Annotated in this window: 25 protein-coding genes; 12 read left to right on the forward strand and 13 right to left on the reverse strand. The window is 35.9% G+C overall.

Annotated features, from left to right (window positions below):
* Positions 1–5: 5 nt before the first annotated feature.
* From V7S50_RS05955 to V7S50_RS05970, 4 genes are all read right to left on the reverse strand, one after another.
* Positions 6–686 (reverse strand): glycosyltransferase family protein, encoded by a 681-nt coding sequence (locus tag V7S50_RS05955; protein WP_000654997.1) that lies wholly within the window; start codon positions 684–686, stop codon positions 6–8.
* Between the two features lie 12 nt (positions 687–698).
* Entirely contained in the window at positions 699–1385 is a 687-nt protein-coding gene (locus tag V7S50_RS05960) for a glycosyltransferase family protein (RefSeq protein WP_001271201.1), read from the reverse strand.
* Entirely contained in the window at positions 1382–2071 is a 690-nt protein-coding gene (locus V7S50_RS05965; protein WP_063224595.1) for a class I SAM-dependent methyltransferase, read from the reverse strand. The genes V7S50_RS05960 and V7S50_RS05965 overlap by 4 nt, the downstream gene beginning before the upstream one ends.
* Positions 2072–2211: 140 nt before the next feature.
* Positions 2212–3309, reverse strand: a complete 1098-nt coding sequence (locus V7S50_RS05970) for a glycosyltransferase (RefSeq protein ID WP_212957553.1) — start codon at positions 3307–3309, stop codon at positions 2212–2214.
* Between the two features lie 165 nt (positions 3310–3474).
* Between V7S50_RS05970 and V7S50_RS05975 the strand changes: the two genes are divergently transcribed.
* From V7S50_RS05975 to V7S50_RS06005, 7 genes are all read left to right on the forward strand, one after another.
* Positions 3475–4353, forward strand: a complete 879-nt coding sequence (locus tag V7S50_RS05975) for a BclA C-terminal domain-containing protein (protein WP_242250980.1) — start codon at positions 3475–3477, stop codon at positions 4351–4353.
* Positions 4354–4475: 122 nt separating this feature from the next.
* On the forward strand, positions 4476–5321 hold the full coding sequence (locus tag V7S50_RS05980) for a TylF/MycF family methyltransferase (protein WP_060629959.1): 846 nt from the start codon (positions 4476–4478) through the stop codon (positions 5319–5321).
* A 141-nt stretch (positions 5322–5462) separates the two neighbouring features.
* Entirely contained in the window at positions 5463–6221 is a 759-nt protein-coding gene (locus tag V7S50_RS05985; protein ID WP_242250979.1) for a class I SAM-dependent methyltransferase, read from the forward strand.
* A gap of 6 nt (positions 6222–6227) precedes the next feature.
* Complete coding sequence (locus V7S50_RS05990; RefSeq protein WP_063224599.1) at positions 6228–7163, forward strand: glycosyltransferase family 2 protein; 936 nt, start codon at positions 6228–6230, stop codon at positions 7161–7163.
* 146 nt (positions 7164–7309) lie between these two features.
* Positions 7310–8470 carry an FtsW/RodA/SpoVE family cell cycle protein gene (locus tag V7S50_RS05995; RefSeq protein WP_242250977.1) on the forward strand — a complete coding sequence of 387 codons (1161 nt, stop codon included), beginning with the start codon at positions 7310–7312 and terminating at the stop codon, positions 8468–8470.
* A gap of 74 nt (positions 8471–8544) precedes the next feature.
* On the forward strand, positions 8545–9285 hold the full coding sequence (gene prpE, locus V7S50_RS06000; protein WP_242250976.1) for a bis(5'-nucleosyl)-tetraphosphatase PrpE: 741 nt from the start codon (positions 8545–8547) through the stop codon (positions 9283–9285).
* Between the two features lie 155 nt (positions 9286–9440).
* Positions 9441–10829, forward strand: coding sequence for a peptidase G2 autoproteolytic cleavage domain-containing protein (locus V7S50_RS06005; protein ID WP_242250975.1), 1389 nt, complete (start codon positions 9441–9443; stop codon positions 10827–10829).
* Between the two features lie 48 nt (positions 10830–10877).
* Here V7S50_RS06005 and V7S50_RS06010 read toward each other — a convergent pair whose 3' ends face one another.
* From V7S50_RS06010 to V7S50_RS06025, 4 genes are read right to left on the reverse strand one after another with little or no spacing between them, the layout of a single operon-like run.
* Positions 10878–11771, reverse strand: coding sequence for an RluA family pseudouridine synthase (locus tag V7S50_RS06010; RefSeq protein WP_242250974.1), 894 nt, complete (start codon positions 11769–11771; stop codon positions 10878–10880).
* Positions 11772–11786: 15 nt separating this feature from the next.
* Entirely contained in the window at positions 11787–12584 is a 798-nt protein-coding gene (locus tag V7S50_RS06015; RefSeq protein ID WP_000673195.1) for an NAD kinase, read from the reverse strand.
* An 18-nt stretch (positions 12585–12602) separates the two neighbouring features.
* Positions 12603–13241, reverse strand: coding sequence for a GTP pyrophosphokinase (locus tag V7S50_RS06020; protein ID WP_001081482.1), 639 nt, complete (start codon positions 13239–13241; stop codon positions 12603–12605).
* A gap of 30 nt (positions 13242–13271) precedes the next feature.
* On the reverse strand, positions 13272–13643 hold the full coding sequence (locus tag V7S50_RS06025) for a hypothetical protein (RefSeq protein ID WP_001180003.1): 372 nt from the start codon (positions 13641–13643) through the stop codon (positions 13272–13274).
* Positions 13644–13787: 144 nt separating this feature from the next.
* Between V7S50_RS06025 and V7S50_RS06030 the strand changes: the two genes are divergently transcribed.
* The 4 genes from V7S50_RS06030 (at position 13788) to V7S50_RS06045 (ending at position 16240) form a co-directional block, all read left to right on the forward strand.
* Positions 13788–14366, forward strand: coding sequence for a CYTH domain-containing protein (locus tag V7S50_RS06030; protein ID WP_063224604.1), 579 nt, complete (start codon positions 13788–13790; stop codon positions 14364–14366).
* Positions 14367–14545: 179 nt separating this feature from the next.
* Positions 14546–14944, forward strand: coding sequence for a globin domain-containing protein (locus tag V7S50_RS06035; protein WP_000043381.1), 399 nt, complete (start codon positions 14546–14548; stop codon positions 14942–14944).
* Positions 14944–15837, forward strand: coding sequence for a ClpXP adapter SpxH family protein (locus V7S50_RS06040; RefSeq protein WP_242250973.1), 894 nt, complete (start codon positions 14944–14946; stop codon positions 15835–15837). Before V7S50_RS06035 ends, V7S50_RS06040 begins: the two co-directional genes overlap by 1 nt.
* Positions 15838–16066: 229 nt before the next feature.
* A complete protein-coding gene (locus V7S50_RS06045; RefSeq protein ID WP_080468697.1) occupies positions 16067–16240 on the forward strand; it encodes a hypothetical protein in 174 nt (57 codons plus the stop codon).
* 127 nt (positions 16241–16367) lie between these two features.
* On the opposite strand, the gene pepF is transcribed toward V7S50_RS06045, so the two are convergent.
* From pepF to mecA, 4 genes are all read right to left on the reverse strand, one after another.
* Positions 16368–18194 carry an oligoendopeptidase F gene (gene pepF / locus V7S50_RS06050; RefSeq protein WP_063224606.1) on the reverse strand — a complete coding sequence of 609 codons (1827 nt, stop codon included), beginning with the start codon at positions 18192–18194 and terminating at the stop codon, positions 16368–16370.
* Between the two features lie 51 nt (positions 18195–18245).
* Positions 18246–19490 carry a competence protein CoiA gene (locus V7S50_RS06055; RefSeq protein WP_242250972.1) on the reverse strand — a complete coding sequence of 415 codons (1245 nt, stop codon included), beginning with the start codon at positions 19488–19490 and terminating at the stop codon, positions 18246–18248.
* Positions 19491–19569: 79 nt separating this feature from the next.
* A complete protein-coding gene (locus V7S50_RS06060; protein WP_063224608.1) occupies positions 19570–21114 on the reverse strand; it encodes a cardiolipin synthase in 1545 nt (514 codons plus the stop codon).
* A 72-nt stretch (positions 21115–21186) separates the two neighbouring features.
* Positions 21187–21870: an adaptor protein MecA gene (gene mecA, locus V7S50_RS06065; RefSeq protein ID WP_000350711.1), complete on the reverse strand. Its 684-nt coding sequence runs from the start codon at positions 21868–21870 to the stop codon at positions 21187–21189.
* A gap of 342 nt (positions 21871–22212) precedes the next feature.
* Here mecA and V7S50_RS06070 point away from each other — a divergent pair, with 342 nt between their 5' ends.
* A complete protein-coding gene (locus tag V7S50_RS06070; RefSeq protein WP_242250971.1) occupies positions 22213–22887 on the forward strand; it encodes a TerC family protein in 675 nt (224 codons plus the stop codon).
* Between the two features lie 49 nt (positions 22888–22936).
* Here the strand turns inward: V7S50_RS06070 and spx are convergent, their stop codons facing one another.
* Entirely contained in the window at positions 22937–23332 is a 396-nt protein-coding gene (gene spx, locus V7S50_RS06075) for a transcriptional regulator Spx (protein ID WP_000258267.1), read from the reverse strand.
* Between the last annotated feature and the right edge of the window lie 553 nt (positions 23333–23885).

The raw sequence follows: 23885 nt of genomic DNA on the forward strand, positions 1-23885 counted from the left end.
CTCCCTTATGATGGAGATAATATATCTTTATACTGTTCTACAAACACTTTTCGATCTTTCTCATATGTATCCGCATCAAATTCATCTCCGTTATAATGAATACACCATAAATTTGATTGATTTGGGATACCAATTAAATAACCAGCCCTTTGAAACTCTAAAGACTGTGATACATCATAAAAGTGGAACCCTTGAAACAAATCTTCTCGCCACGGAATATCATACTGCGTTGCCATGAATAGGCCATCAATTGCCTGCACCGACATAAAAGATTGGCTTCCATAAAACCCCTGATCTAAATTTAATAATTGATAATTCCGTCTTCTATACTCAATTACTTTTCCTACTAAATTTTTCCCTTCCCACCATATCCCGTTACTCGGTAAAAACTGTGCACCAGCTACCCCAATTAAACCAAGTTTTTCGTTATCTTTAAAAAGAGAAATAAGTGTATAAAACATCTCTCGATTAATAAGATAAGTATCCTGATGTATATAAACCTTATACTTCGCGGGATATGAAAGTGCTCGGTTATATGCACTTGCCATACTTTTTGCATCTCGTATCGGAAAAATTTGTACGACATAATCAGGGGGAACAAAAAGGTTTCTTATTTGTCTCTCGCATTGTTCAAATAGCTCTTCATTATTTACACAAACAACAACTAATATTGTACGATCCTTCATTTTGTAGCCCCTCTATTCGTCTTGATTTACATCTGACATATAGTTCTCCACAAATATCTTTCTATACTTGTCATAGTTGGTCATATTCACATCAATATGATAGTGGATGCACCACGCATCACGTTGTACAGGAACCCCAACTGTATAGCCAGCTTTTCTAAATTCAAATGACTGAGATACATCATAATAGTCAAATCCATCAAACAAGTCTTCTCGCCACGGAATATCGTATTGCGTTGCCATCAATAAACCGTCGATACATTCCACAGGCATAAATGTTTTTGACTCATGGTACGGCTGTTCTTGAGTTGCCATATAAAATAAATCGTTCATATAACCAATTACTTTCCCAACAACTCCTCTGCCTTCATTCCATATCCCGTTTGGAGGAACATATTGGGCTCCAATCATTCCAATCATTCCAAGATGTTCATGTTCGTTAAATAATTGAAGTAATCCATATAAAAATGCCACATTCATAATGAAAACATCTTGGTGTATATATACTTTATATTTCGCTGGATGCGAAAGCGCTTGATTATATCCGCTCGTCATACTTTTCGCATTCCGAATTGGCATAAATTGTACAATATATCCTGGAGGCACTCCCAATCTCAATATATGCCGCACGCACTGTGCATACATTTTCCGATCATTTATACACGTAACAAATAATATTGTTTTTTCAGCAGCACTCATAACTGCGATTTTTCTGCTTCAATAATATACTGAAATACGACCGTCTCAGCCATGAAGCCACTTCCAAGACGATATTTCTTACAAATTCCATATAACTCCTCAATTAACGGTTCATACATTTTATGATCAATATATACACGATCTACTTTACTAATCGAATATCCTGCTTTTAAAAACATTCGGAGCATTTCATTAAATGTAAAGAAACGAATATGCGTTTTATCTAATAAACCATATTCTGTATACGTCCAATTCCCAGCAAGTAACGGCGCTAATACTGAAATATGAGCAACGTTTGGTATACTTGCTAAAATTACACCATTTTCTTTTATATATGGCTTTACTTTTTCTATTACAGCCCAAGGATCAAATAAATGCTCTAATACATCCCCAAATATGACGCAATCAAATTGCTCCTCCTCATAAGGAAGATCTATTTTTTCTATATCCCCTAAAATCACATGATCAAGTCTTTCTTTTGCTTTTTCTGCCGCCTCTGGGAATGCCTCAATTCCAGATACACGTGTGCCATTTTCTTTTATAGCTGCTCCCAATGCACCGCCCGAGCAACCAATATCAAGAACTTCTTTCCATTCCTTTTTTATGTGCTTTAATAAATTCGGATTCGCTGCATTGTAATAATGCTCGGACTTTTCTTCATATAGAGAACTTTTTTCACGATTCATTTTACACACTCCTTATGCAAATTGAATTTGAAATATAAATCTCATTCACCTAATATTGGTTCCATTACTGATACACTAATATATAACCAATCTATTAGAGTTAGAATAACGATAAACCATTTCTAACAAAACGAAACTTATTACACTTTATATTGTTTATCAAAAACATCCCGAAAATATTTGCGGTTATATTCGATTGCAGCATTATTTGGAACATAAGCAGCTGCTAATTCGTTGTAATAATAAGCTTTGTCTTGCTCTCCTAACTTGCTATAACAAATACACATTTGTAAATAGGGAAGCCATGTGTAGCTCGCTGGACTATGAAATGGACTCTCCGTTGCCATTGGTACTTCTGTTGCAAGTTTAAACCAAAATATCGCTTCGTTATATTTTTGTTGTTCCATATATATATATCCTATTCTTGTACAATTCTCTCCTCTAGGAACATCATATCGAAACGACTTCACGCAAGATTCAACTGCCTTTTCCCATGATCCAAGCTTTGCATAGCAATCTCCTAACTTACCACATGCATAAATTTTCTCTTCGTACCATCCTTCGTCTTGATTAAGAAATGTTTCATATAGCATAACTGCATCATCATATTTTTGGTTATCCATAGATTCATTTGCGTAATAAAATAAATCTCTCGGACTCAATTCTTCTCCTGCAGCTACAGCATTTTGAAAAATTTTCAAATTACGATTTGTTACCTTTTTCTCTTTTTTATGTGTAATAGCAACATTACTACTAAAAGTTTCACCAGAAATAGCTAAATACTCATGAACCTTTCCATACCATTGAAATTGTTTTTCACGCTTTACAAGTCGATTTCTTTTTGTACAATATAAAGGTTTTCCGTTAGAATCCATTGCAAGATGATAAGGCATCGAAACAGCATCAATTTTAGGATCTAATTCTCTTTTCAAGAGTTTCAATGCTTCTTGAGCATCTTCTAATAATACGTCATCTGCATCTAGCCACAATATATACTCTTGTGTTGCTTTTGAAAAAGAAAAATTTCTCGCTGCCGCAAAATCATTAATCCATGGAAAGTCATATATGTTAGAGGTATATTGAGCTACAATTTCTTTCGTTCGATCAATAGAACCTGTATCAACTATAATAATTTCATCAACAATTTTTTCGACTGCATCTAAACATCGACCTATTGTATCTTCCTCATCCCGAACAATCATACATAAACTAATTGTAATTCCTTGCTTGTTCAACATAATCACCCTCTTCCAAATCAATCATATGTTATACATACAATAAACTTTCCACTTTTTTAACTTGCACAAGCAGTTTAAGATTTCTTTTCAATAATTCAAATGTCCGTGTCATTTTCTTCCGGTTTTGCATCTACTATATAATGAACGCTTTATGGAGGTGAATTTATGTCAAATAATAATTATTCAGATGGATTGAATCCCGATGAATCTTTATCAGCTAGTGCATTTGACCCTAATCTTGTAGGACCAACATTACCACCAATACCACCGTTTACCCTTCCTACCGGACCAACTGGGCCGACTGGACCAACTGGGCCGACTGGGCCAACTGTACCAACTGGGCCGACTGGACCAACTGGGCCGACTGGACCAACTGGGCCAACTGGACCGACTGGACCGACTGGACCGACTGGTGACACTGGTGCTACTGGACCAACTGGGCCAACTGGTGACACTGGTGCTACTGGACCAACTGGGCCAACTGGTGACACTGGTGCTACTGGACCGACTGGGCCAACTGGTGACACTGGTGCTACTGGACCAACTGGGCCAACTGGTGACACTGGCGCTACTGGACCAACTGGTGCTACCGGACCGACTGGGCCAACTGGACCAACTGGACCAACTGGGCCATCCGGACTAGGACTTCCAGCAGGATTATATGCATTTAACTCCGGTGGAATTTCTTTAGATCTAGGAATTAATGATCCACTACCATTTAATACTGTTGGATCTCAGTTTGGTACAGCAATTTCTCAATTAGATGCTGATACTTTCGTAATTAGTGAAACTGGATTCTATAAAATTACTGTTATCGCTAATACTGCAACAGTCAGTGCATTAGGAGGTCTTACAATCCAAGTGAATGGAGTACCTGTACCAGGTACTGGATCAAGTTTAATCTCACTTGGAGCACCTATCGTTATTCAAGCAATTACGCAAATTACGACAACTCCATCATTAGTTGAAGTAATTGTTACAGGGCTTGGGCTATCATTAGCTCTTGGTACGAGTGCATCTATTATTATTGAAAAAGTTGCTTAATTTTTTACTTAGCAGTAAAACTGATATCAGTTTTACTGCTTTTTCATTTTTAAATTCAATCATTAAATCTTCCTTTTCTACATAGTCATAATGTTGTATGACATTCCGCAGGAGGCACTTATATGGAAAATAAATCGGCTGTCCAGCTTTATCTTGAGTTACTAAAGAAAACAATTTTATTTGAAATATGGTTAGAATACGAACCATACTTACCTGCTTCGTTACATATATCTAAAGAACTATCATATGAACCAGTTACGGTTCCACTTCCTTTATTTCTTAAGCAGTATGTAGAAAATCACAATTTAAAAATCGTTAATCCTAACGTTTCAAACAATGAGCGTCAAGGTGGCAAGGATTGGCCAAGAGCTGCACACAGTATGGTTGGTCGAAAGCGTATGAATCAATTACAAGAGGCTATGGAAACTGTAGTCAGGGAAAATATAGAAGGCGATTTTATTGAAACTGGTGTATGGCGCGGAGGATCATGCATTTTTATGAATGGATTTTTACAAGCAAACAACATTAAGGATCGTACTGTATGGGTTGCCGATTCATTTGAAGGTCTGCCCGCACCTAACTTAGAACAATATCCAAAAGATTATGGTGATTATTTGCACACATTCGATTACTTACGAGTTTCTTTAGAAACAGTACAAGAAAATTTTAAAAAATACGATTTATTAAATGATCAGGTGAAATTTTTAAAGGGTTGGTTTAAAGACACACTGCCTTCAGCACCGGTAGAAAAAATTGCAATTGCTCGCCTTGACGGTGATATGTATGAATCAACGATGGATAGTCTTGTAAATTTATATGATAAAGTTTCAACAGGTGGCTTTATTATTATTGATGATTATGGATTGATAACATGCGCAGAGGCTGTAACAGATTTCAGAAGCGAAAGAAACATAAAAGCTCCTATGACTCAAATTGATGATTTCGGTATTTATTGGCGAAAAGAATAGAATACAATTTTATTCTTTTGAGGGGTTCTATCACACTACTGATTCGTAAGAACCAATCGTGTAAAGTTCCCCTCACTATAAATAATTAACTTATATATGCAATAAAAATCTCTTACTTTACTACAAGGACGGAGTGAATGTATGAACGAAAATGAGAAAAAAATCACATTAATTCCACCTCCAGAACTCGTTCAATATGTAGGTGGTGACTTTGAAGAAGTTGGAAAAGAGTTTATGCAGTATTTTATTGAAATTGGCAATTTAAAATCAAATGAAACAGTGTTAGATATAGGCTGTGGTATCGGCCGGATGGCGGTTCCATTAATGAACTATTTAAGCGATGATGGTACTTATTATGGATTTGACTTATTTAATAAGGGAATTACATGGTGCAAAAATAACATTTCAACACGACGTAACAACTTCCATTTTGAACATGTCGATATATATAATCAATTCTACAATCCCGATGGAAAAGAAGATGCTTCCCAATACAAGTTTCCATATGAAGATGAATCATTCGATTTTATTTTTTTAACGTCTGTATTTACCCATCTCCTTCCGAAAGAATTAGAACATTACGTATGCGAGATTGCACGAGTTCTGAAAAAAGATGGGAGATGTTTTATTACTTTCTTTTTAATTAATCCTGAATCTTCCTATTACTTAAATGCAGGACTAAGTACGTTAGGTTTTTATCATCAAATTGACAATTGTTATGTTCTAAATAAAGATATCCCGAATTTCGCAGTTGCCTATCCTGAGGAAGATATTCGTACTCTATTAAATAAATATGGGCTAGAAGTACAGACTCCTCCCCATTATGGTTCATGGTGTGGCAGAACTGAACACACCAGTTATCAAGATATTATTCTTACACAAAAAATTTCTGAAAGGTAGTTGTATATGGATACTATAAAAAATCCACCTCTCGTTTCCATCCTTATTCCCACCTATAATCGACCACATTATTTTAAAATTGCTCTAGAAAGTGCATTAGCACAAACGTATTCAAATATTGAAATTATTGTAGGAGACGATAGCACAAATAATGAAACAGAAAAATTAATATACAGAGATTATTTACATAAGCATAAACATATAACGTACATTCGAAATCCCTCTACTTTAGGACAATTTCATAACGCCCTTACGCTCTTAGAACATTCAAATGGAGAGTACATAAATTTCTTAATGGACGATGATATATTTTATAATAATAAAATTGAAAAAATGATGTTTTATTTCCAACAAGACTTAAATAAAAATCTTGCACTTATCACATCCTATCGTACTTGGATCAATGATGATGGAGATATAATTGAACAACACCCCTCCATGAAAAAATTATATGATGAAAATACTCTACTAAATGGGAAAGATTTTGGAAACCGTATGCTTTTAGCGGGACAAAATATTATCGGCGAACCTACAATCGTACTCTTTAGAAAAAGTCTATTAACAGAACCTTTCGGCACTTTAAATGGCAGAAAATATGGTTGTAGTGTTGATATGGCCTCTTGGATCAATTTACTTTCAAAAGGTGATGCGATGTATATCACTGAGCCTTTAAGTTCCTTCCGCGTTCATACTGGACAGCAAGTACGTCACAAATTCCTTGAAGGCTGTGAAGATTTTTCTCATCTCGTTTTAACCTCAAAAAAGTATGGTTTCTTACAAGACCCTAAACATTATAAAAAGGGTTTGATAAGAGCTTACGGATGGTATAAAAATGCGTTCAAATATTACAATCTATTTCCGAACCTCATTCCAGATATAAATACACATACACGTCTTTCCTATTGTTTAAATATAATTACAAAAGAACTCCGTGCCATATAGTCCATCACAAGGAAGGAGCTATTCCTTCTTTGTGATGTATGGCTTCCCACAAATAGTGGAATAAATGTATGCATAGTCTGCTTGTATATTATTTTTATCATGACATGATTCATACACTTACTAGGCGATAGAAAGGAATACATACATTGAAAGATCCAAATTCTCAATATCAAATAGACTACGTATTACTATTCATCTTATTTGCCATTGGGATTGTTAGTTGCTTTGCAATTGCAAGTGCACAAGCCTCTTTACCACCATTTTTGCAAAATGTAAATTTTGTATTAAAGCAAATCCAATGGTACTTCATTGGATTTATAGCCATTGGTATGATTATGATTATTGATTTCGATCGTTATCAAAAAATTGCTTGGTATTTATATAGCTTTGCATTGGTACTACTTATTGGACTAGAACTTCAAGTACCAGGTGCCATTACAATTAAAGGTGCAACCGCTTGGTACAGGCTCCCAGGTATCGGAAATTTCCAGCCTTCTGAAATTATGAAATTGTTTTTAATTATCGTCACCGGACGAATTATAGCAAATCACAATGAGAAATATTTTTGCCGGACAATACACGATGATTTTTTATTGCTCGGCAAAATATGCGCAACAAGTTTGCCACCACTACTACTTATTGCAAAGGAGCCTGATTTAGGAAACACGATGGTAATTTCAGCTATGCTCGCAGCAATGATACTAGTTTCTGGTATACGTTGGCGTTTTATTTTCGGATTAGTTTCCGGTATTTTTGCAACTGGCGTTACATTAACGTATATTTTTTTTACTCATACAAAATTCTTTAAAGCACACATTTTACAAGAATATCAACTAAATCGCTTCTACGGCTGGTTAGCGCCCTACAAATATGATGCGCAAGGCTATCAATTAAGACAAGCTTTCTTAGCTACTGGATCAGGGGAAATGCAAGGAAAAGGTTGGGAAAATGGACAAGTATACTTTCCAGAACCACATACAGATTTTATTTTCACTAATGTCGCTGAACAATTCGGCTTTTTAGGCGCAAGTGTCATTATTGCACTTTTTTTCCTACTTATTTTCCGTATGATTCATATCGCTTTAGAAAGTAATGACCCTTTCGGTAGTTACATCTGTGCTGGTACAATCGGAATGTTTACTTTTCAAGTATTCCAAAATATCGGGATGACCATCGGATTACTGCCTATTACAGGAATCACATTACCCCTTATGAGCTACGGAGGAAGTTCCTTACTCACATACATGATAGCGATTGGATTTGTTTTAAACGTTCGCTCAAGAACGAAAATCTTTATGTTCAACTGACGTACAAAAACGGTATATTTTTATCTCTATCCTTTTTTAGATATACTAATGAAAAATATGATGGAGGTTTAAATATGAAATATGACATTATAGGGGATATACATGGATGCTTCCAAGAGTTTCAAGATTTAACGACGAAACTCGGATATAACTGGAATAGTGACCTGCCAATTCACCCTGATCAACGCCAAATTGCGTTTGTTGGTGATATTACTGATCGAGGCCCTCATTCATTACGTATGATTGAAATTGTATGGGAACTTGTCATAAATAAAAAAGTAGCTTATTACGCTCCGGGAAATCACTGTAATAAACTATACAGATTTTTCCTTGGGCGTAATGTAACAATCGCTCATGGACTCGAAACAACTGTTGCTGAATATGAAGCACTGCCTTCTCATAAACAAAACATTATAAAAGAAAAATTCATCACACTTTACGAGCAATCCCCTTTATATCACGTACTCGATGAGAAAAGGTTACTTGTATGTCACGCCGGAATTCGGCAAGATTATATAGGAAGACAAGATAAAAAAGTACAAACCTTTGTATTATATGGCGATATTACAGGAGAAAAACATGCTGACGGCTCACCTGTCCGTCGCGACTGGGCGAAGGAATATAAAGGACAAGCTTGGATTGTATATGGACATACACCCGTAAAAGAACCTCGCTTTGTAAATCATACAGTCAATATTGACACTGGCGCTGTATTTGGTGGCAAACTAACCGGGCTACGTTATCCCGAAATGGAGACCGTTTCCGTCCCTTCCTTCCTGCCTTTTGTCCCTGAGAAATTCCGCCCAATTTCATAACACCTCTTATTTACGTACCATCCATAAATTACGAGGGATTATCGTACCATTTAGGCGGCTCTCATATAAAAACTAGGTAAAGTAATGAAAAAAAGATGCAATAAAGTGCATCTTTTTTTCATTACACGGCATATACTGTCGCAGGAGGTGACAGAATGAAGAAAAAATCTTCTAAACAAAAAAGAAAATGCCCGCCTTTTTATCTGCCCATGTACGGAATTAACAACTGGTGCAGCATTCGAGCTGCAGCTTTAGAAGAATTGGAAGGACAAGAAGCTTCCCCCAAAAACAAAGCTAGACCAAAATATGTCTCTTTAGAAAATGCTGTAATGAGCCGCATAATTGATAATAAAAAAACAAAGATGCAGCAAAAAAACCACTCTCTTCCTACTCATAATGAACAGATTGTATCTTCTGAACAAACAGAGAAAAATACAGAAGAAAACATCCCTGTAGCAATAAATAAAAAAGCGGAATCAGAAATTCCAGCTGCTATTATAAATCAAGTGAAGAAAATAAAAGAAGCATTAGCACCATCCAATGATATACAAACAGAAAAAACTATCATAATTCAAACCCCTACACCTGAAAATACAAAAGTAAAAAAAGGGGGACGGTATGCACATGCAGAAGGACTTCACTCTAATGCAGAGGGTACAGCTTCACACGCAGAAGGGCTTCTTACACACGCAAAAGCTTCTTTCTCCCATTCAGAAGGATCAAAAACAAAAGCAACTGGACATAGTTCCCATAGTGAAGGAAGTGAAACGATAGCAGGTGGCTCTTATTCTCATGCGGAAGGTAAACATACAATCGCTTTAGGCGAAGCAGCACATGCAGAAGGAACCGCTACTATCGCTAACGGATTCTCTTCTCATGCGGAAGGTAATCATACATCAACAGCTCATTTTGCAGGTAGCCATATTATGGGACGCTTCGGCACAGCAGAAGAATCATATTCTTGGTTTATTGCAAACGGATCAAATGAAACCGATCATAATATCGGTGCAAAGTGGCTTGCTCATAATGGAGAAATGTATATTGATGGCGCTTCTTATAATGCAAGCGGAACCGATTTTGCACAAATGTTTGAAACAGCAGACAATACTCTTATTGATGTCGGTTATTTCGTTACATTTAGTAGCGAAGAAAAAATTCGAATCGCTACTTCAAATGATTCATTCATTTTAGGTATATCTAGTGCAACCCCCGCTCTTATAGGAAATAGCGGTGCTTTAAGTTGGCAAAAGCGCTACAAAACAGATGACTTTGGAAAACGCCAATATGTACATTCGGAATCGCAAGACATACAACCTCTTTTAAATACAGAATGGGATCCAGCTTGCAAATATATAGCAAGGAAAGATCGTACCGAGTGGCTTCCTGTCGGATTAATTGGACAAATGTTAGTACGTGATGACGGCACTTGCGAAACCCATGGATATTGCCGTCCAAATGACGATGGCATTGCTACAAAATCCGAAAGTGGTTTTTTCGTTATAAAGCGCACGGGTGAAAATCAAATTTTAATATTATTCCGCTAAGAAAAAAGGGAACAAAATTCTTCATTACAGAAGAATTTTGTTCCCTTTTTAATCATGCTTTAATACCTCTTGCATATCACTTGGAATCGTTGTAGCGAAAGACATTTCCTTCTCTAAAATAGGATGATAAAACGTCAAAGATGTACTATGAAGTGCTTGTCGTTTCATTTCATCCCTTTTTCCACCATATAAATTATCGCCAAGTAACGGATGCCCTATATGCGCCATATGCACACGAATTTGATGCGTTCTTCCTGTATCAAGCTCAAGCGATACATGTGTCTTATGATTCGCACTATCAATTACTCTAAAATGAGTAACTGCTCTTTGCCCATCTTCACAAACCTTTCGCTCAATAATGCTATCCGATTTTCGTCCAATCGGTGCATCAATCGTCCCTTCTCGTTCTATCATCTCCCCATGAACGATTGCTTCATACGTTCTTTTCACAGCTTTTTGTTGATGCTGTTTCGATAAAAGGTGATGTACGAAACGATTTTTTGCAATAAGCATAAGCCCTGAAGTGTCACGATCTAATCTTGTTACAATATGCACCGTGCTTGCAAGATGCTGTTTATCATAATGAGATAAGAGCGCATTCGCAACACTTCCTGATGGATGTTCTCTAGACGGAATCGTTGACATGTTCGCCTCTTTATTAATGACAAGAACTGCATCATCTTCATATACAATACATAAAGGGATATCCTCTGCAATCATCCCTTCACTTCTTTCCTCCACCGGAAAAAAGACACGTAATTCTTCACCAACTTGCAACTGATGACGGACACTCGTATGTTGACTATTTACTTCAATAGCTCCGCCGCGAAACTTTATATCCGTTAATGCGGCTTTAGAAATCCCTTTTGTTTTTAAAAATTCTCTAACTAAAGTTCCCTCTTCAGCCGATTCTATATCCCATTTCAATGTAAATCTGTTCAAATATATAAACCCTTTCTATTTATCTGCAACAAACGAGTCACGAACTCGTTTCCAGAACGGGAATGGACGGAAACGAACAAATCGTACTTTCTCGTTTGCAACGCGATACTGAATTGATTTCACATCTTGATGAACCATCGTTAAATGGTCCACCGTAATTTGTAAGTTCATTCCTGCAGCAGGCTTCAACACACATGTATGATGCTTTGGCAGTACAAGCGGCGAACCTACCGTACGAAACACACGGTTATTAATAGATGCCATTTCTGCAATTTGAATCGCTTCAATAGAAGGGTGAATAATCGCTCCACCAAGCGCTTTATTATACGCAGTACTTCCTGAAGGGGTAGAAATACAAAGGCCATCCCCGCGGAACGTTTCAAAGTACTCTCCGCGTATTTCCACTTCTGTTACTAATGTACCTTCTGCACTTTTTACAGTCGCTTCATTCATCGCCAAATACTGTGACTCTTTACTCCCATTCACATAGCGAATAATCACTTCTAAAAGCGGGTATTCCACCACTTGGAATGGCGTTTTAGCAATTGCAATTACTAATTTCTCTACTTCTGTCGGTAACCAATCTGCATAGAAACCTAAGTGCCCTGTATGTACGCCAACAAATGCTGTTTCATCTAATCGATTATAATAACGATGAAACGCATACAAAAGCGTTCCATCTCCTCCAACAGAAATTACAATATCGGGTTCCTGTTCATCCATTATAAATCCAAAATCTAGCAAGTATTCTTTCATCGTGCTTGCCAGTGTATCTGATGATTGATCTCCCTTTGACATAATTGTAAATTTCATCGCCCAACACCCTTTAGTTTATGATTCGGAATCTTTCGTTTCTTGCTTTCTTGAAAAAGCTTTCTGCGCTTCTTGAATTTCAAGACGGATAGAAGACATTTCTTCATCTAATAAAAATGCTGCTTCCGCTGCACGTTGCAAGCGTATTTTAATATCTTCAGGAAAACGTCCACTATATTTATAATTTAAAGAATGCTCAATTGTTGCCCAAAAGTTCATTGCTAACGTGCGTATTTGGATTTCTACCAATACTTTTTGTTCTCCTTGAATCGTTTGAACAGGATAACTAATAACAACGTGATAAGAACGATAACCGCTATCTTTCTTTTGCGTGACATAATCACGTTCTTCCACGATTTCAAAGTCATTTCGTTTTCGAAGATATTCTACAACAGGCTTAATTTCGTCAACAAATTGACACATCATTCGAAGACCCGCGATGTCTTGCATATCTTCTCTCAGCCGGTCTAACGGTACATTTCTCTTCTCCGCTTTATCAATAATACTCGCAACCGACTTTACCCTTCCTGTTACAAACTCAATTGGAGAATGCTCTGTTAACATTGCAAATTGAGTACGCATTCCTTTTAGTTTCACTTTCAGCTCTGCCACCGCTTGATGGTAAGGTGCTAAAAATTCTTCCCAATTTCGATTCATTTCAACCACCACCAAAATCAATCCATTTGCTTATAGAAATACCTTTTCTACAGCAGTTACTAATTCTTCTCCATAATTTGCATTACCTTCAATATTTTCAACTAAATATTCTACTTCTTCTTTTAATCCTTCTAATTCCATTTCAATGTCATTTACGCGAACGAACATTACCACATCGTTATTCATCGCTTCATGCATTGCTTCCCAGCATGTGTGCGGAATACTTACATAAATGAAAGATGATTCGTTTTCTAAGATATATAAAAATGATAAATTGTCTGAGTCTACAAGTACGTGATTACGCGCACTTAACTCCTTTACCTCTATTTCACTATTTTCCGCACAAAAAATAAGAGCATTCTCTCTCTTTTCTACGCTCTTAACTTGGATTTTATTTTGCATGCTCTAACTCCTCCATCTCAACTTCCTGTCTTACTTAACAGTATTATTGTATCATAACATGGACGCAAACAAATAAAACATTGAACCAAATTTGTGAAAAAGCGATAATGTGTAAAGAATTATTTATCAAAGGGAGTGCATACAATGAAACAAGAAATTGAAATTGAATTTAAAAATATAGTTACAGAAGAAGAATTCGTTACATTATGTAAATCGTTTTCTATTGAGGTATTTACGAAACAAGTGAATCACTACTTTGAAACACCGAACTTCTCGTTAAAAGAAGCTGGCTCTGCACTTCGTATTCGTCATAAAGAAGAAACTTATACATTAACATTGAAACAACCTGCAGAAGTTGGCTTGTTGGAAACGCATCAAGTCGTAACAGAAGACGAAGCAAGAATGATGATGGAAACAAACGTAATTATTTCAGGGGCTGTAATGGATCAACTACGCAAACTACAAATTCCTGTTTCTACTTTAGCTTATATGGGTAGTTTAACAACTGAAAGAGCTGAAACGTTATTTGAAGACGGAACGCTTGTCTTTGATCATAGTTTCTATTACAATCACGATGATTATGAAATTGAATTTGAAGTGCAAGATGAAGAAACAGGAAAAGCTGCATTTATTCATTTATTAAAGCAACACGACATACCAATCCGTCATACAAATAATAAAGTAAAACGCTTTTTCCTTGCCAAACAAAACAAAGCACGCTAAAGTGAAAATTCCACTAGTGAATACGTTCTACTAGTGGATACATCTCACTTTAAAAAAGAAAAGATTCTTTTACATCTGTAGAATAAGCAAAGAATGTTATGAAGGCTGTTTATTTGCCCTCCCTAACATTCCATTGCTACAATAGATATACATTTCATGGAAAAAGGAGTTTATAAAGGATGAGCAAGCAACCGATGACACCATTTGAAGCAATTGGCGGTGAACAATGCATTGCAATATTAGTAGACACATTTTATTCCTATGTCAGTAAGCACCCTGACCTATCTCCCATCTTCCCGGATGATTTAACAGAAACCGCTAGGAAGCAGAAACAATTTTTAACACAATATTTAGGTGGTCCTAATTTGTACACTGAAGAACATGGTCATCCTATGTTAAGAGCACGCCATCTTCCGTTTGAGATTACGCCAAAACGAGCAGAGGCTTGGCTATCATGCATGGAGCAAGCAATGGATGACACAGGAGTGCACGGTCATATAAGAGAGTTCGTTTTTGAACGTTTAGCATTAACTGCTCAGCATATGGTTAATACTCCAAACGAAACAGGTGAAATATAATGGATAAACAGGAAGCAAAGCATATCAATATGCCATCTCCTTCCGCATGTGAGCATAAGTCTGTAGAAGCATATTTATTTATTGATCCACTTTGTAAAGATTGCTGGGAAATTGAACCCTTTATTATTAAACTATGGCTTGAATATGGGAGATACTTCTCTATTCGTCATATTGTAACTGGAAAAGTGGACGGAACGAACGCTTCCTCACACAAATGGAATAAACCTGCTAATATTCGATTTGTGTGGGAAAAGACGACAAGTTTACAAGGTTTTTCATGTGATGGAAAAGTACATATGCAAGAGGCATCATCAACACCATATTTAGTTTCGATGGCAATTAAGGCAGCGGAGTTACAGGGTCGAAAAGCAGGTTCGAAGTTTTTGCGAAAACTCCAAGAATACATTTTCCTTGAAAATGTATCAAACCCAGACTGCGAATTATTACTTGCATGTGCAAAAGATAGCGACATTGATGTAGAGGAATTTAAAAAAGACCTATATTCCGCCAGCGCAAAAAAAGCTTTCCAATGTGACTTGAAATTCACAAATGAGATGCATATTACCGAAATACCTTCTCTCGTATTTTTTCATGCGAATTCAGATGAAGAAGGTATTAAAATCGCTGGAACTTATTCCTATGATGTATACGTACAATTATTAAAAGAACTTGTAAAATGTGAAATCGAGCCAGAACCATTACCGCCTTTAGAAGTGTTACTAGAAGCAACACAATTTATATCTTCAAAAGAAGTTGCATTTATATACGACTGTTCGCAGCAAGAGATCGAGCGTGAACTAAAAAAATTACAACTGAAACGAAAAGTACAAATGATTGACGTAAAATGTGAGCGTTATTGGAAATGGATAGCAAAAGAAAAAGACCTGGTGTAAACACCAGGTCTTTTTCTTTACGGCTTATAAAAATATTAAAGGGGATGGGAGAAATTTTCACGTTCAAACAAAGGGGTATATGTTTGTATGTGAATTCGTTCACGCTTATTATATTACAAGATTCGACGTCAGATGACAACCCCTTTTGTCGAATTTCACACTTTTGTCACATTCTAAACGTTTTCATTTCTGAATAAGCTATAAAAAAGCTCTTTTGGAGGTGTTCTGTATGAAAAAAACGTATATTTTACTAATTTTACTAGCTATCATCGTTTCTTTTTTCTTGTACATCCTCTCTCTACTACAAGCTTTCCCTAAAATTATCGCCTTCCCTCTTTTATTTGGAGTCATTGTCATCGCTCTCTCTTATTTCAACCATAAAAAACGCTTTAAAGGGTTTTAACTACAAAAACCAACTGCAAAACTGCCTTCTAATTTAGAAAAAAGAAGGAAATTCGTTTTATTCCCTCGACAAATATCGACAAAATAACATCCAAACAAAAAGACGAGGTAAATCCCTCGTCTTTTTATTACTTCTCTTCAAATAATAATGCTTCTAATTCATTTAATTTCTCTTCAAATACTTGTAGTGCTTCTTTTACCGGTTCTGGAGATGCCATATCTACTCCAGCCTTTTTCAGCACTTCAATTGGATAATCCGAGCTTCCTGCTTTTAAGAACTCATTAATGTAACGTTCTACTGCTGGTTGCCCTTCTTCTAAAATTTGTTTAGATAGAGCCGTTGCAGCACTAAATCCTGTTGCGTATTGGTATACGTAATAATTATAGTAGAAGTGCGGAATACGAGACCACTCTAAACCAATTTCTTCATCGATTACTAAAGCATCACCGAAATATTTCTTATTTAAACCATAGTAGATCTCCGTTAACATGTCTGGCGTAACCGCATGCCCCTCTTGTACTTTCTTATGAATAATATGCTCAAACTCTGCGAACATCGTTTGACGGAATACAGTACCACGGAATCCTTCTAAATAATGATTTAATAAGTATAGACGCTCTTTCTTATCTTCTGTCGTTTTTAATAAATAATCGTTTAGTAACGCTTCATTACAAGTTGATGCTACTTCCGCAACGAAGATTGAATAATCACCGTATACGTGCGGCTGCGTTTTTCTTGTATAGTAACTATGCACGGAATGACCAAACTCATGAGCAAGCGTAAATAAATTATTTACATTATCATGCCAGTTCATTAAAATATACGGATTTGTTCCATATGCACCAGATGAATATGCTCCGCTTCGCTTTCCTTTATTCTCATACACATCTACCCAGCGATTTTCATATGCTTCTTTTAAAATGTCAACATACTCATCACCAAGGACGTTTAAAGACTTTAATAACATGTCTTGTGCTTCTTCATACTTCACGTTCATTTTCACTTCTGGTACAAGTGGTGTATATAAATCATACATATGAAGCTCATCAAGTCCTAGTGCACGCTTACGAATATCAATGTAACGATGTAGCAAGTGTAAATTATCATTTACGGATTCAACAAGTTGATCATACACCGCTTCAGGAATATTATTATTACTTAATGCAGCTTGACGTGCAGAATCGTATTTGCGAACGCGCGCATTGAAATTATTACGCTTCACCGCTCCGCTTAACGTACTTGCAAATGTGTTCTTATATTTTCCGTACGTTTCATATACAGCTTTGAATGCATCTTCGCGTACACGACGATCATCACTTTCTAAAAACTGAATGTAACGACCATGTGTAATTTCTACTTCTTCTCCATCCTCACCTTTAATAGATGGGAATTTCAAATCCGCATTATTCAACATACCAAATGTATTACTTGATGCACTCATTACTTCAGATGCTTCTGCTAATAGAGCCTCTTCTGCTTCAGATAATACGTGCGGGCGTTGACGCGTAATTTCTTCTAATGCATGTTCATATATACTTAAGTCTCTATTTTCTTTCAAGAATGTTTGCAGTGTATCTTCTGAAATCGATAAAATTTCAGGCACAATATATGCTGTACTACTGGATACTTGTGAATATAAATTTGTCGCGCGATCATTTAATGCTTGATACACAGAGTTTGTTGTATCTTGATCGTAACGCATATGTGCATATGTATATAGCTTACCTAATCGCATTGAAATTTCATCTTCATATTGCAATGCTTCAAGTAAATTGTTCGCAGAGTCACCAAGTTTCCCTTTAAATTCAGTTAACTTCGGTAATAAATCTTTAATAGCTTGAAATTCTTTTTCCCATTCTGCATCCGTTTGGAAAATATCTTCTAATCGCCACGTACTTGATTCTTCAATCTCGTTGCGATCTGGTAATGTTTTTGCTGTGTTTTGTTCAGACATCCTTTAAGCCCTCCTTTAAATATCTCTACTTACATACAATTCGATTTTTTCTTATGTAATTCCTTCACGATCAGTCTTTATTATATCCCCTTTTCCTTCTCTCATGTTGTACTTTGCCTCAAATAAAGATAAGGCATACGCTAAGCAAACTTCATCATATTTCATAACTTCCTGCTCTGTTTTTAACATAGTTATCCCCCTTATTTTTCGGTACTTATAAGTCCCTACTTTCTGCAATATACCTGTATAGCATAAAAATGTCATATATTCAGTAACCGCCACTTTCCATATATGCTGTGAAAAGTACGGGAGCATGCACCTTTTCGTATACTTTTTCACATAACTACACACATATTGAAGGGAAAGGCAATCCCCTACCATAAGCTCACCTACACACTTCATATATAGAAAAGCTTGCCATATAAATGGATTTGTTTGAAAAGCAAATGAAGACGGGAGCGGCACACCGATTTCAGAAGGAAAATTTGCTGGGGTACATTTACATTGATATAAGAGGCGTAATAATGACTTATGATTATAATTCCAAATAGGCAGAGCGTTTTGACGAAAATAGTCCTTTCGCTTCTTCCATTCTCGGTCTAATATTTCCTTTTGGAAAGGAACAGAAGAAAAGAGCATTTCAAAAGTAGTCGTTTCAATTGGTAAATATATAATATGCGAGAAAGAGACGCTTGTAGAAAATGAAGTGATAAATGCGCATTTCATAAATGATTTTTGTTTTGAACAGAAGAAAATAAGAAGTGGCTGAGGATAAGATTGTAAGGAGAAAGCCATAAGTGAGGAGAATTTCATCCAATAGGCAGATTGCTTTTTCAATTGATTTCCACCAATGATCCAAATGACCTGTATACCAACTTGCCAATACGAATAGGTTCGTTTGTACAACTGCTCTATAGAAAGATTTGCACACTGGTATTCAATCGCAATTTTTCTCCCTGCTCTCTCTATGAAAATATCTGGTCGTTGCTGAATCTCTGGAAGATAATGCTCTATATCTACATGAAAATTTTGCTGTTCGAACCACCTATATAACAATTCTTTACCATGCATATGATATATAGATTCTGCTTCATAAAATGCTAAACATGAATCCACTTTCTTATGAGCAAAATGCCACTTTTTTTGTTTCCCTAATTTCATTTGCACTTCCTTCCCACAAGCTATGCAAAAGAAGCTCTCCATTTTACGCATACGGTGTAAAAGCTCTTCATCATGATGATAGAGTAGATGAATTTTTTCTCCGTTTTCTCTTTTGGCGATAAATATCGGAATCACACCCTTTCAGCTCCTTATATTCTACAATTTGTTACAAATTCCTTAAAAAAAGAGATGTCCCAATTTCGGACATCTCTTTTTATAATAAAGGCGATAATAGGCGATACGTTGATTCAACAATTCGTCTATGAAGACGCCTTTTATGAAAACGATCGACATGAATTTCACTGGATTCTTCTAAATCGTCTTTAAAATCTTGAACAAGTTTTCGAATGCTATCTGTATCATATAAAAAGGCATTTACTTCAAAGTTCAAATGAAAACTTCTCATATCCATATTAGCTGTCCCAATTGAAGCTAAATCAGAATCGACAATGACAACTTTACTATGGAGAAAACCTTTTTCATATTCATATATCTTTACCCCTGCATCTAAAAGCTCTGGGAAGTACGATCTCGATGCGTAAAAGACAGTGCGCTTATCAGGCTTACTCGGCATTAACAAACGAACATCAATACCAGCAAGTGCCGCTACCTTTAATGCGGATAAAATATCATCATCCGGAATGAAATACGGCGTCGCAATCCAAATGGATTTCCGCGCTGAAGCAATCATGGCAAAATATAAATGTTTAATGGTTTCCCATTTATTATCTGGTCCACCTCCAACGAGCTGCACACCTCCCCAATGATCCCCCTCAACTGCTTTCGCTTGTAAATATTCAGGGGCTAGCACAGCCTCACCAGTCATATAAAACCAATCTTGAAGGAAAATAAGCTGTAAACTTTGTACAGCTTCACCACGCAAATATAAATGCGTGTCTCGCCAAAAGCCGAAGTACTTATCCTTCCCTAAATATTCATCACCAATATTTAAACCTCCTACAAATCCTTCATTTCCATCAATAATAACGATTTTCCGGTGGTTTCGATAATTAATCTTATCGTTTAAAATCGGAAAGCGCACAGGAAAGAACGGAATCATTTCGACACCTGCATCGTTTAATTCTGCAATATACGATTTTGATAATTTAAAACTACCAACCGCATCATACAAAAAACGAACGACTACGCCTTCTTTTGATTTTTGTATTAAAATATCTTTAATTTCTGTTCCAAGCTTATCATCACGCACAATGTAATATTCCATATGAATGTGGTGTTTCGCTCGTTTTAATCCATCTAAAATGGCCTGAAACGTTTCATCTCCATTTGTTAATGTTCTCGTTTCAGTTTGAAATGAAATATTTAAAGCGCCTAAGCGATCCGCTAAACGAAATAACAACTCTTGATGCTTATGATTGCGCAAAATCCGTTCTTCGTAATCTTCATGCCCCTTATATTGTAAAAACGCTTGTTCATCGAGCAGCGCCTTCTTTTGGAACATTCTCTTCCTCCGAAAGTTCTGTCCAAATAATAAATAAGCGAAGAATCCAAATACCGGAAAAATACCTAACACAATGAGCCATGTAAGTGTTTTAGACGGATGACGGTTCTCTAAGAAAATAACGCAGCCAATTAAAAATGCAGATACCGTAAATAAAATACTAATAATACCTAAAATCGAAACATCTTTTATCCCAATTACATCCGAATAAAATGCAACATCAATAAACATACGTAACGAAACAAATAATGCGAACAATAGTAAAACAAAGAAAATCAACTTTAACGTATTTTTCATCTCTTACCTCCTTACTAAGAAAGCTTTCCTATTCTTCATATAAAAAGCCGATTTCATACTACAGAAATCGGCCTACGTTTTAGCAGGAAAATTATTGCGAATTGTTTCAAGCGCATGCTCTTTCACAATTTGTTTCCCATACTCACTTACACGATGAATTGTTAAAGTTGATTCTTCTCCGTATTCTAAAACAATACTTAAAATACGATCAATTTCTTCTTCATCATGTAGCACTTCATCGAATTCCACATATACATAATAGCGGTTCTCAAATGAATATAGCTCATCTTTTATATCCTCAAAGATAAGACGATGACTTAATGAAATGACATCTTCAAAATCATTAAACTTAATTAAAAAGCCAAACGTACCATCTTCGTTAAAGTTTGTTCCTGCTTGTTCTTCTACCTCTTCCACTAATTCTTGCTGGAATAATGATTCAATACCTTCATCTAGAGGAATGTCTATAATTTTATCTACACCTATCGGTAGTTCTAACTTTTGTCCATCCTTTGAAAGCTCTGCTTTCGTGACAAGTACTTCAATCCCTTTATCGACTGCTTGCACTTGAATCCATAACGGCCCATCAATAAAGAAATCATCATGATCACGAGCTTCGTCCATCATCTCCCAAAAGAGCTCTTCACTTCGTTCGCGGTCGTACCAAATCTCTTCACGATTAAACCCTCTGTCCTCTATATCAATGTACGTAATAAAAAATTTCATCGTATGGTCATTGATTCTTTCAATATCCAAAATACAACTCTCCCTTCCTGCTTAGAATTGTTATGAAGGGATTCCCCACTCATATGACAAATCAATAGATTCTTGTACTCTCATTTTATGATAAGATTCTCCAGAATGGAAATAAAATCGATTTATTTTACAAAAATAGTTATATGCCTACCTTTATTCAACCATCTACACAAATATATCATTATAGCAATTTCTCACTAATAAAAAATTTGGACATACATTTCCACCTTCCCCCGTACACTGTAATAAAGTGAAACTGTTATTAGAGAAGATTATTTAGTCTCTCTCTTCACAACATACATATAGTTCGCTTATTAAAACATCATAAATGGAGGCAGACGAATGGACTTAGAGTTTTTAACATCTGTACTAATGATTGTCGGTATCGATGTTGTATTAGGTGGTGACAACGCAATTGTCATCGCACTAGCTAGCCGAAATTTACCTGAACCAAAGCGAAATAAAGCCATTTTGATTGGTACTCTTTTAGCAATCGTACTAAGAATTGTCCTTACTATACTAGCTGTCTATTTACTCGACATTCCATTTCTGCAACTGACCGGGGGCGTTTTACTTACATTAATCGCAGTAAATTTACTAACTGATAATAGCAACGATCTTTCTTCTATTCAAGGAAAAACAACTTTATTTCAAGCTGTGCGTACAATAGTATTCGCGGATCTCGTTATGGGATTTGACAACGTTATTGCCATTGCAGGAGCAGCTCACGGAAGATTTTCACTCGTAATAATCGGCTTACTCATTTCTATCCCGATTATTATTTGGGGCAGCAAACTCATTTTAATACTTATGGAACGCTTTCCATTCCTCATTTATTGCGGGGCAGCGATTCTCTCCTATACAGCAGGGAAAATGGTCACACATGAAGACCGACTTGCAACCTTTTTTCATAACAACCCGAGTTTCACTGCAAACATTCCGTACTTGTTTATTTTCACCATTTTATGCATCGGCTTTATCGTTCAACAAGTTCGATTACGCAATGTGAAACATTAAAAAAAACCTTCTACTATATAATAGGTAGAAGGTTTTCATATTATTATAATTAATTTACAAGACGCTGTGCTTCACGCAATTGGAACGTTCTTACTGTACGGGGTAAGAAGCGGCGGATTTCGTCTTCATTGTAGCCTACTTGAAGGCGTTTCTCGTCAATCATAATTGGACGACGTAAAATCCCTGGATAGTCACGAATCATCTTATATAAATCTTGAAGTGGTAAAGACTCTAAGTTTACATTTAATTCTTGGAAAACTTTCGAACGAGTAGAAATAATCTCATCCGTTCCGCTTTCTGTCATACGTAAAATCTCTTTAATTTCCTCAATTGTTAATGGATCTGAGAAAATATTACGTTCTGTATAAGGAATATGATTTTCCTCTAGCCATAACTTCGCCTTTCTACAAGACGTACAGCTTGGAGAACTATATAATGTTACCATACAAAGCTCACTCTCCTTAAAGAGTACAAATTCTGTACTAATTACAGTTTAAATTTCTAAATCCAGCAATTTTTTGCGATACCTTGTCTTAAAACAAAGTGCAAAAATCGCATTTCATGTAAGCAACAACTTTTAGCAAACAACAATTACTTTTAATAAGTAACTTCTATAATCATTATACAATAGATTTTGCAAGAAATATACAGTAAATTTCCTTCTAATTGAGAAAACTCTTCCGTGTATTCCACTGCTATGTAACATGACCACACTTACATTAACTGTTCTTTAACACTAATCTCCAACCCTCTTAACGCTTGCTTTTCATAGATTTTTCATGTGATATATAGTTATTTTCTCATAATCTTTCCTATGAAAAAGAGAACGTTTTCTTACCTTTTCCTGATAAATCAATTAAGAAATGTAAGACTATATAAGTGAGAATTAAAAAGAACATTTGTTCTCATTTTAACAAACATTCTCATTCATGTCTATACGATTTCTAAAATAAATCAATTATTTTTCTGACATTTCTTTCTTTTTTATCTTTTATCTC

The sequence above is a fragment of the Bacillus sp. CCNWLW194 genome, assembly GCF_037120585.1.
Lineage (GTDB): Bacteria > Bacillota > Bacilli > Bacillales > Bacillaceae_G > Bacillus_A > Bacillus_A basilensis.

Excerpts from the sequence above, each read along its gene's own strand:
- V7S50_RS06030 (WP_063224604.1), top strand. The coding sequence starts at position 13,788 with ATGAAACAAGAAATTGAAATTGAATTTAAAAATATAGTTACAGAAGAA.
- V7S50_RS05955 (WP_000654997.1), bottom strand. The coding sequence starts at position 686 with ATGAAGGATCGTACAATATTAGTTGTTGTTTGTGTAAATAATGAAGAG.
- V7S50_RS05980 (WP_060629959.1), top strand. The coding sequence starts at position 4,476 with ATGGAAAATAAATCGGCTGTCCAGCTTTATCTTGAGTTACTAAAGAAA.
- V7S50_RS06035 (WP_000043381.1), top strand. The coding sequence starts at position 14,546 with ATGAGCAAGCAACCGATGACACCATTTGAAGCAATTGGCGGTGAACAA.
- V7S50_RS06005 (WP_242250975.1), top strand. The coding sequence starts at position 9,441 with ATGAAGAAAAAATCTTCTAAACAAAAAAGAAAATGCCCGCCTTTTTAT.
- V7S50_RS06070 (WP_242250971.1), top strand. The coding sequence starts at position 22,213 with ATGGACTTAGAGTTTTTAACATCTGTACTAATGATTGTCGGTATCGAT.
- V7S50_RS06025 (WP_001180003.1), bottom strand. The coding sequence starts at position 13,643 with ATGCAAAATAAAATCCAAGTTAAGAGCGTAGAAAAGAGAGAGAATGCT.
- V7S50_RS06045 (WP_080468697.1), top strand. The coding sequence starts at position 16,067 with ATGAAAAAAACGTATATTTTACTAATTTTACTAGCTATCATCGTTTCT.
- V7S50_RS05985 (WP_242250979.1), top strand. The coding sequence starts at position 5,463 with ATGAACGAAAATGAGAAAAAAATCACATTAATTCCACCTCCAGAACTC.
- prpE (WP_242250976.1), top strand. The coding sequence starts at position 8,545 with ATGAAATATGACATTATAGGGGATATACATGGATGCTTCCAAGAGTTT.
- V7S50_RS06015 (WP_000673195.1), bottom strand. The coding sequence starts at position 12,584 with ATGAAATTTACAATTATGTCAAAGGGAGATCAATCATCAGATACACTG.
- V7S50_RS05975 (WP_242250980.1), top strand. The coding sequence starts at position 3,475 with ATGTCAAATAATAATTATTCAGATGGATTGAATCCCGATGAATCTTTA.
- V7S50_RS06060 (WP_063224608.1), bottom strand. The coding sequence starts at position 21,114 with ATGAAAAATACGTTAAAGTTGATTTTCTTTGTTTTACTATTGTTCGCA.
- V7S50_RS05960 (WP_001271201.1), bottom strand. The coding sequence starts at position 1,385 with ATGAGTGCTGCTGAAAAAACAATATTATTTGTTACGTGTATAAATGAT.
- V7S50_RS05970 (WP_212957553.1), bottom strand. The coding sequence starts at position 3,309 with ATGTTGAACAAGCAAGGAATTACAATTAGTTTATGTATGATTGTTCGG.
- V7S50_RS05965 (WP_063224595.1), bottom strand. The coding sequence starts at position 2,071 with ATGAATCGTGAAAAAAGTTCTCTATATGAAGAAAAGTCCGAGCATTAT.
- V7S50_RS06020 (WP_001081482.1), bottom strand. The coding sequence starts at position 13,241 with ATGAATCGAAATTGGGAAGAATTTTTAGCACCTTACCATCAAGCGGTG.
- V7S50_RS06040 (WP_242250973.1), top strand. The coding sequence starts at position 14,944 with ATGGATAAACAGGAAGCAAAGCATATCAATATGCCATCTCCTTCCGCA.
- spx (WP_000258267.1), bottom strand. The coding sequence starts at position 23,332 with ATGGTAACATTATATAGTTCTCCAAGCTGTACGTCTTGTAGAAAGGCG.
- V7S50_RS05990 (WP_063224599.1), top strand. The coding sequence starts at position 6,228 with ATGGATACTATAAAAAATCCACCTCTCGTTTCCATCCTTATTCCCACC.
- pepF (WP_063224606.1), bottom strand. The coding sequence starts at position 18,194 with ATGTCTGAACAAAACACAGCAAAAACATTACCAGATCGCAACGAGATT.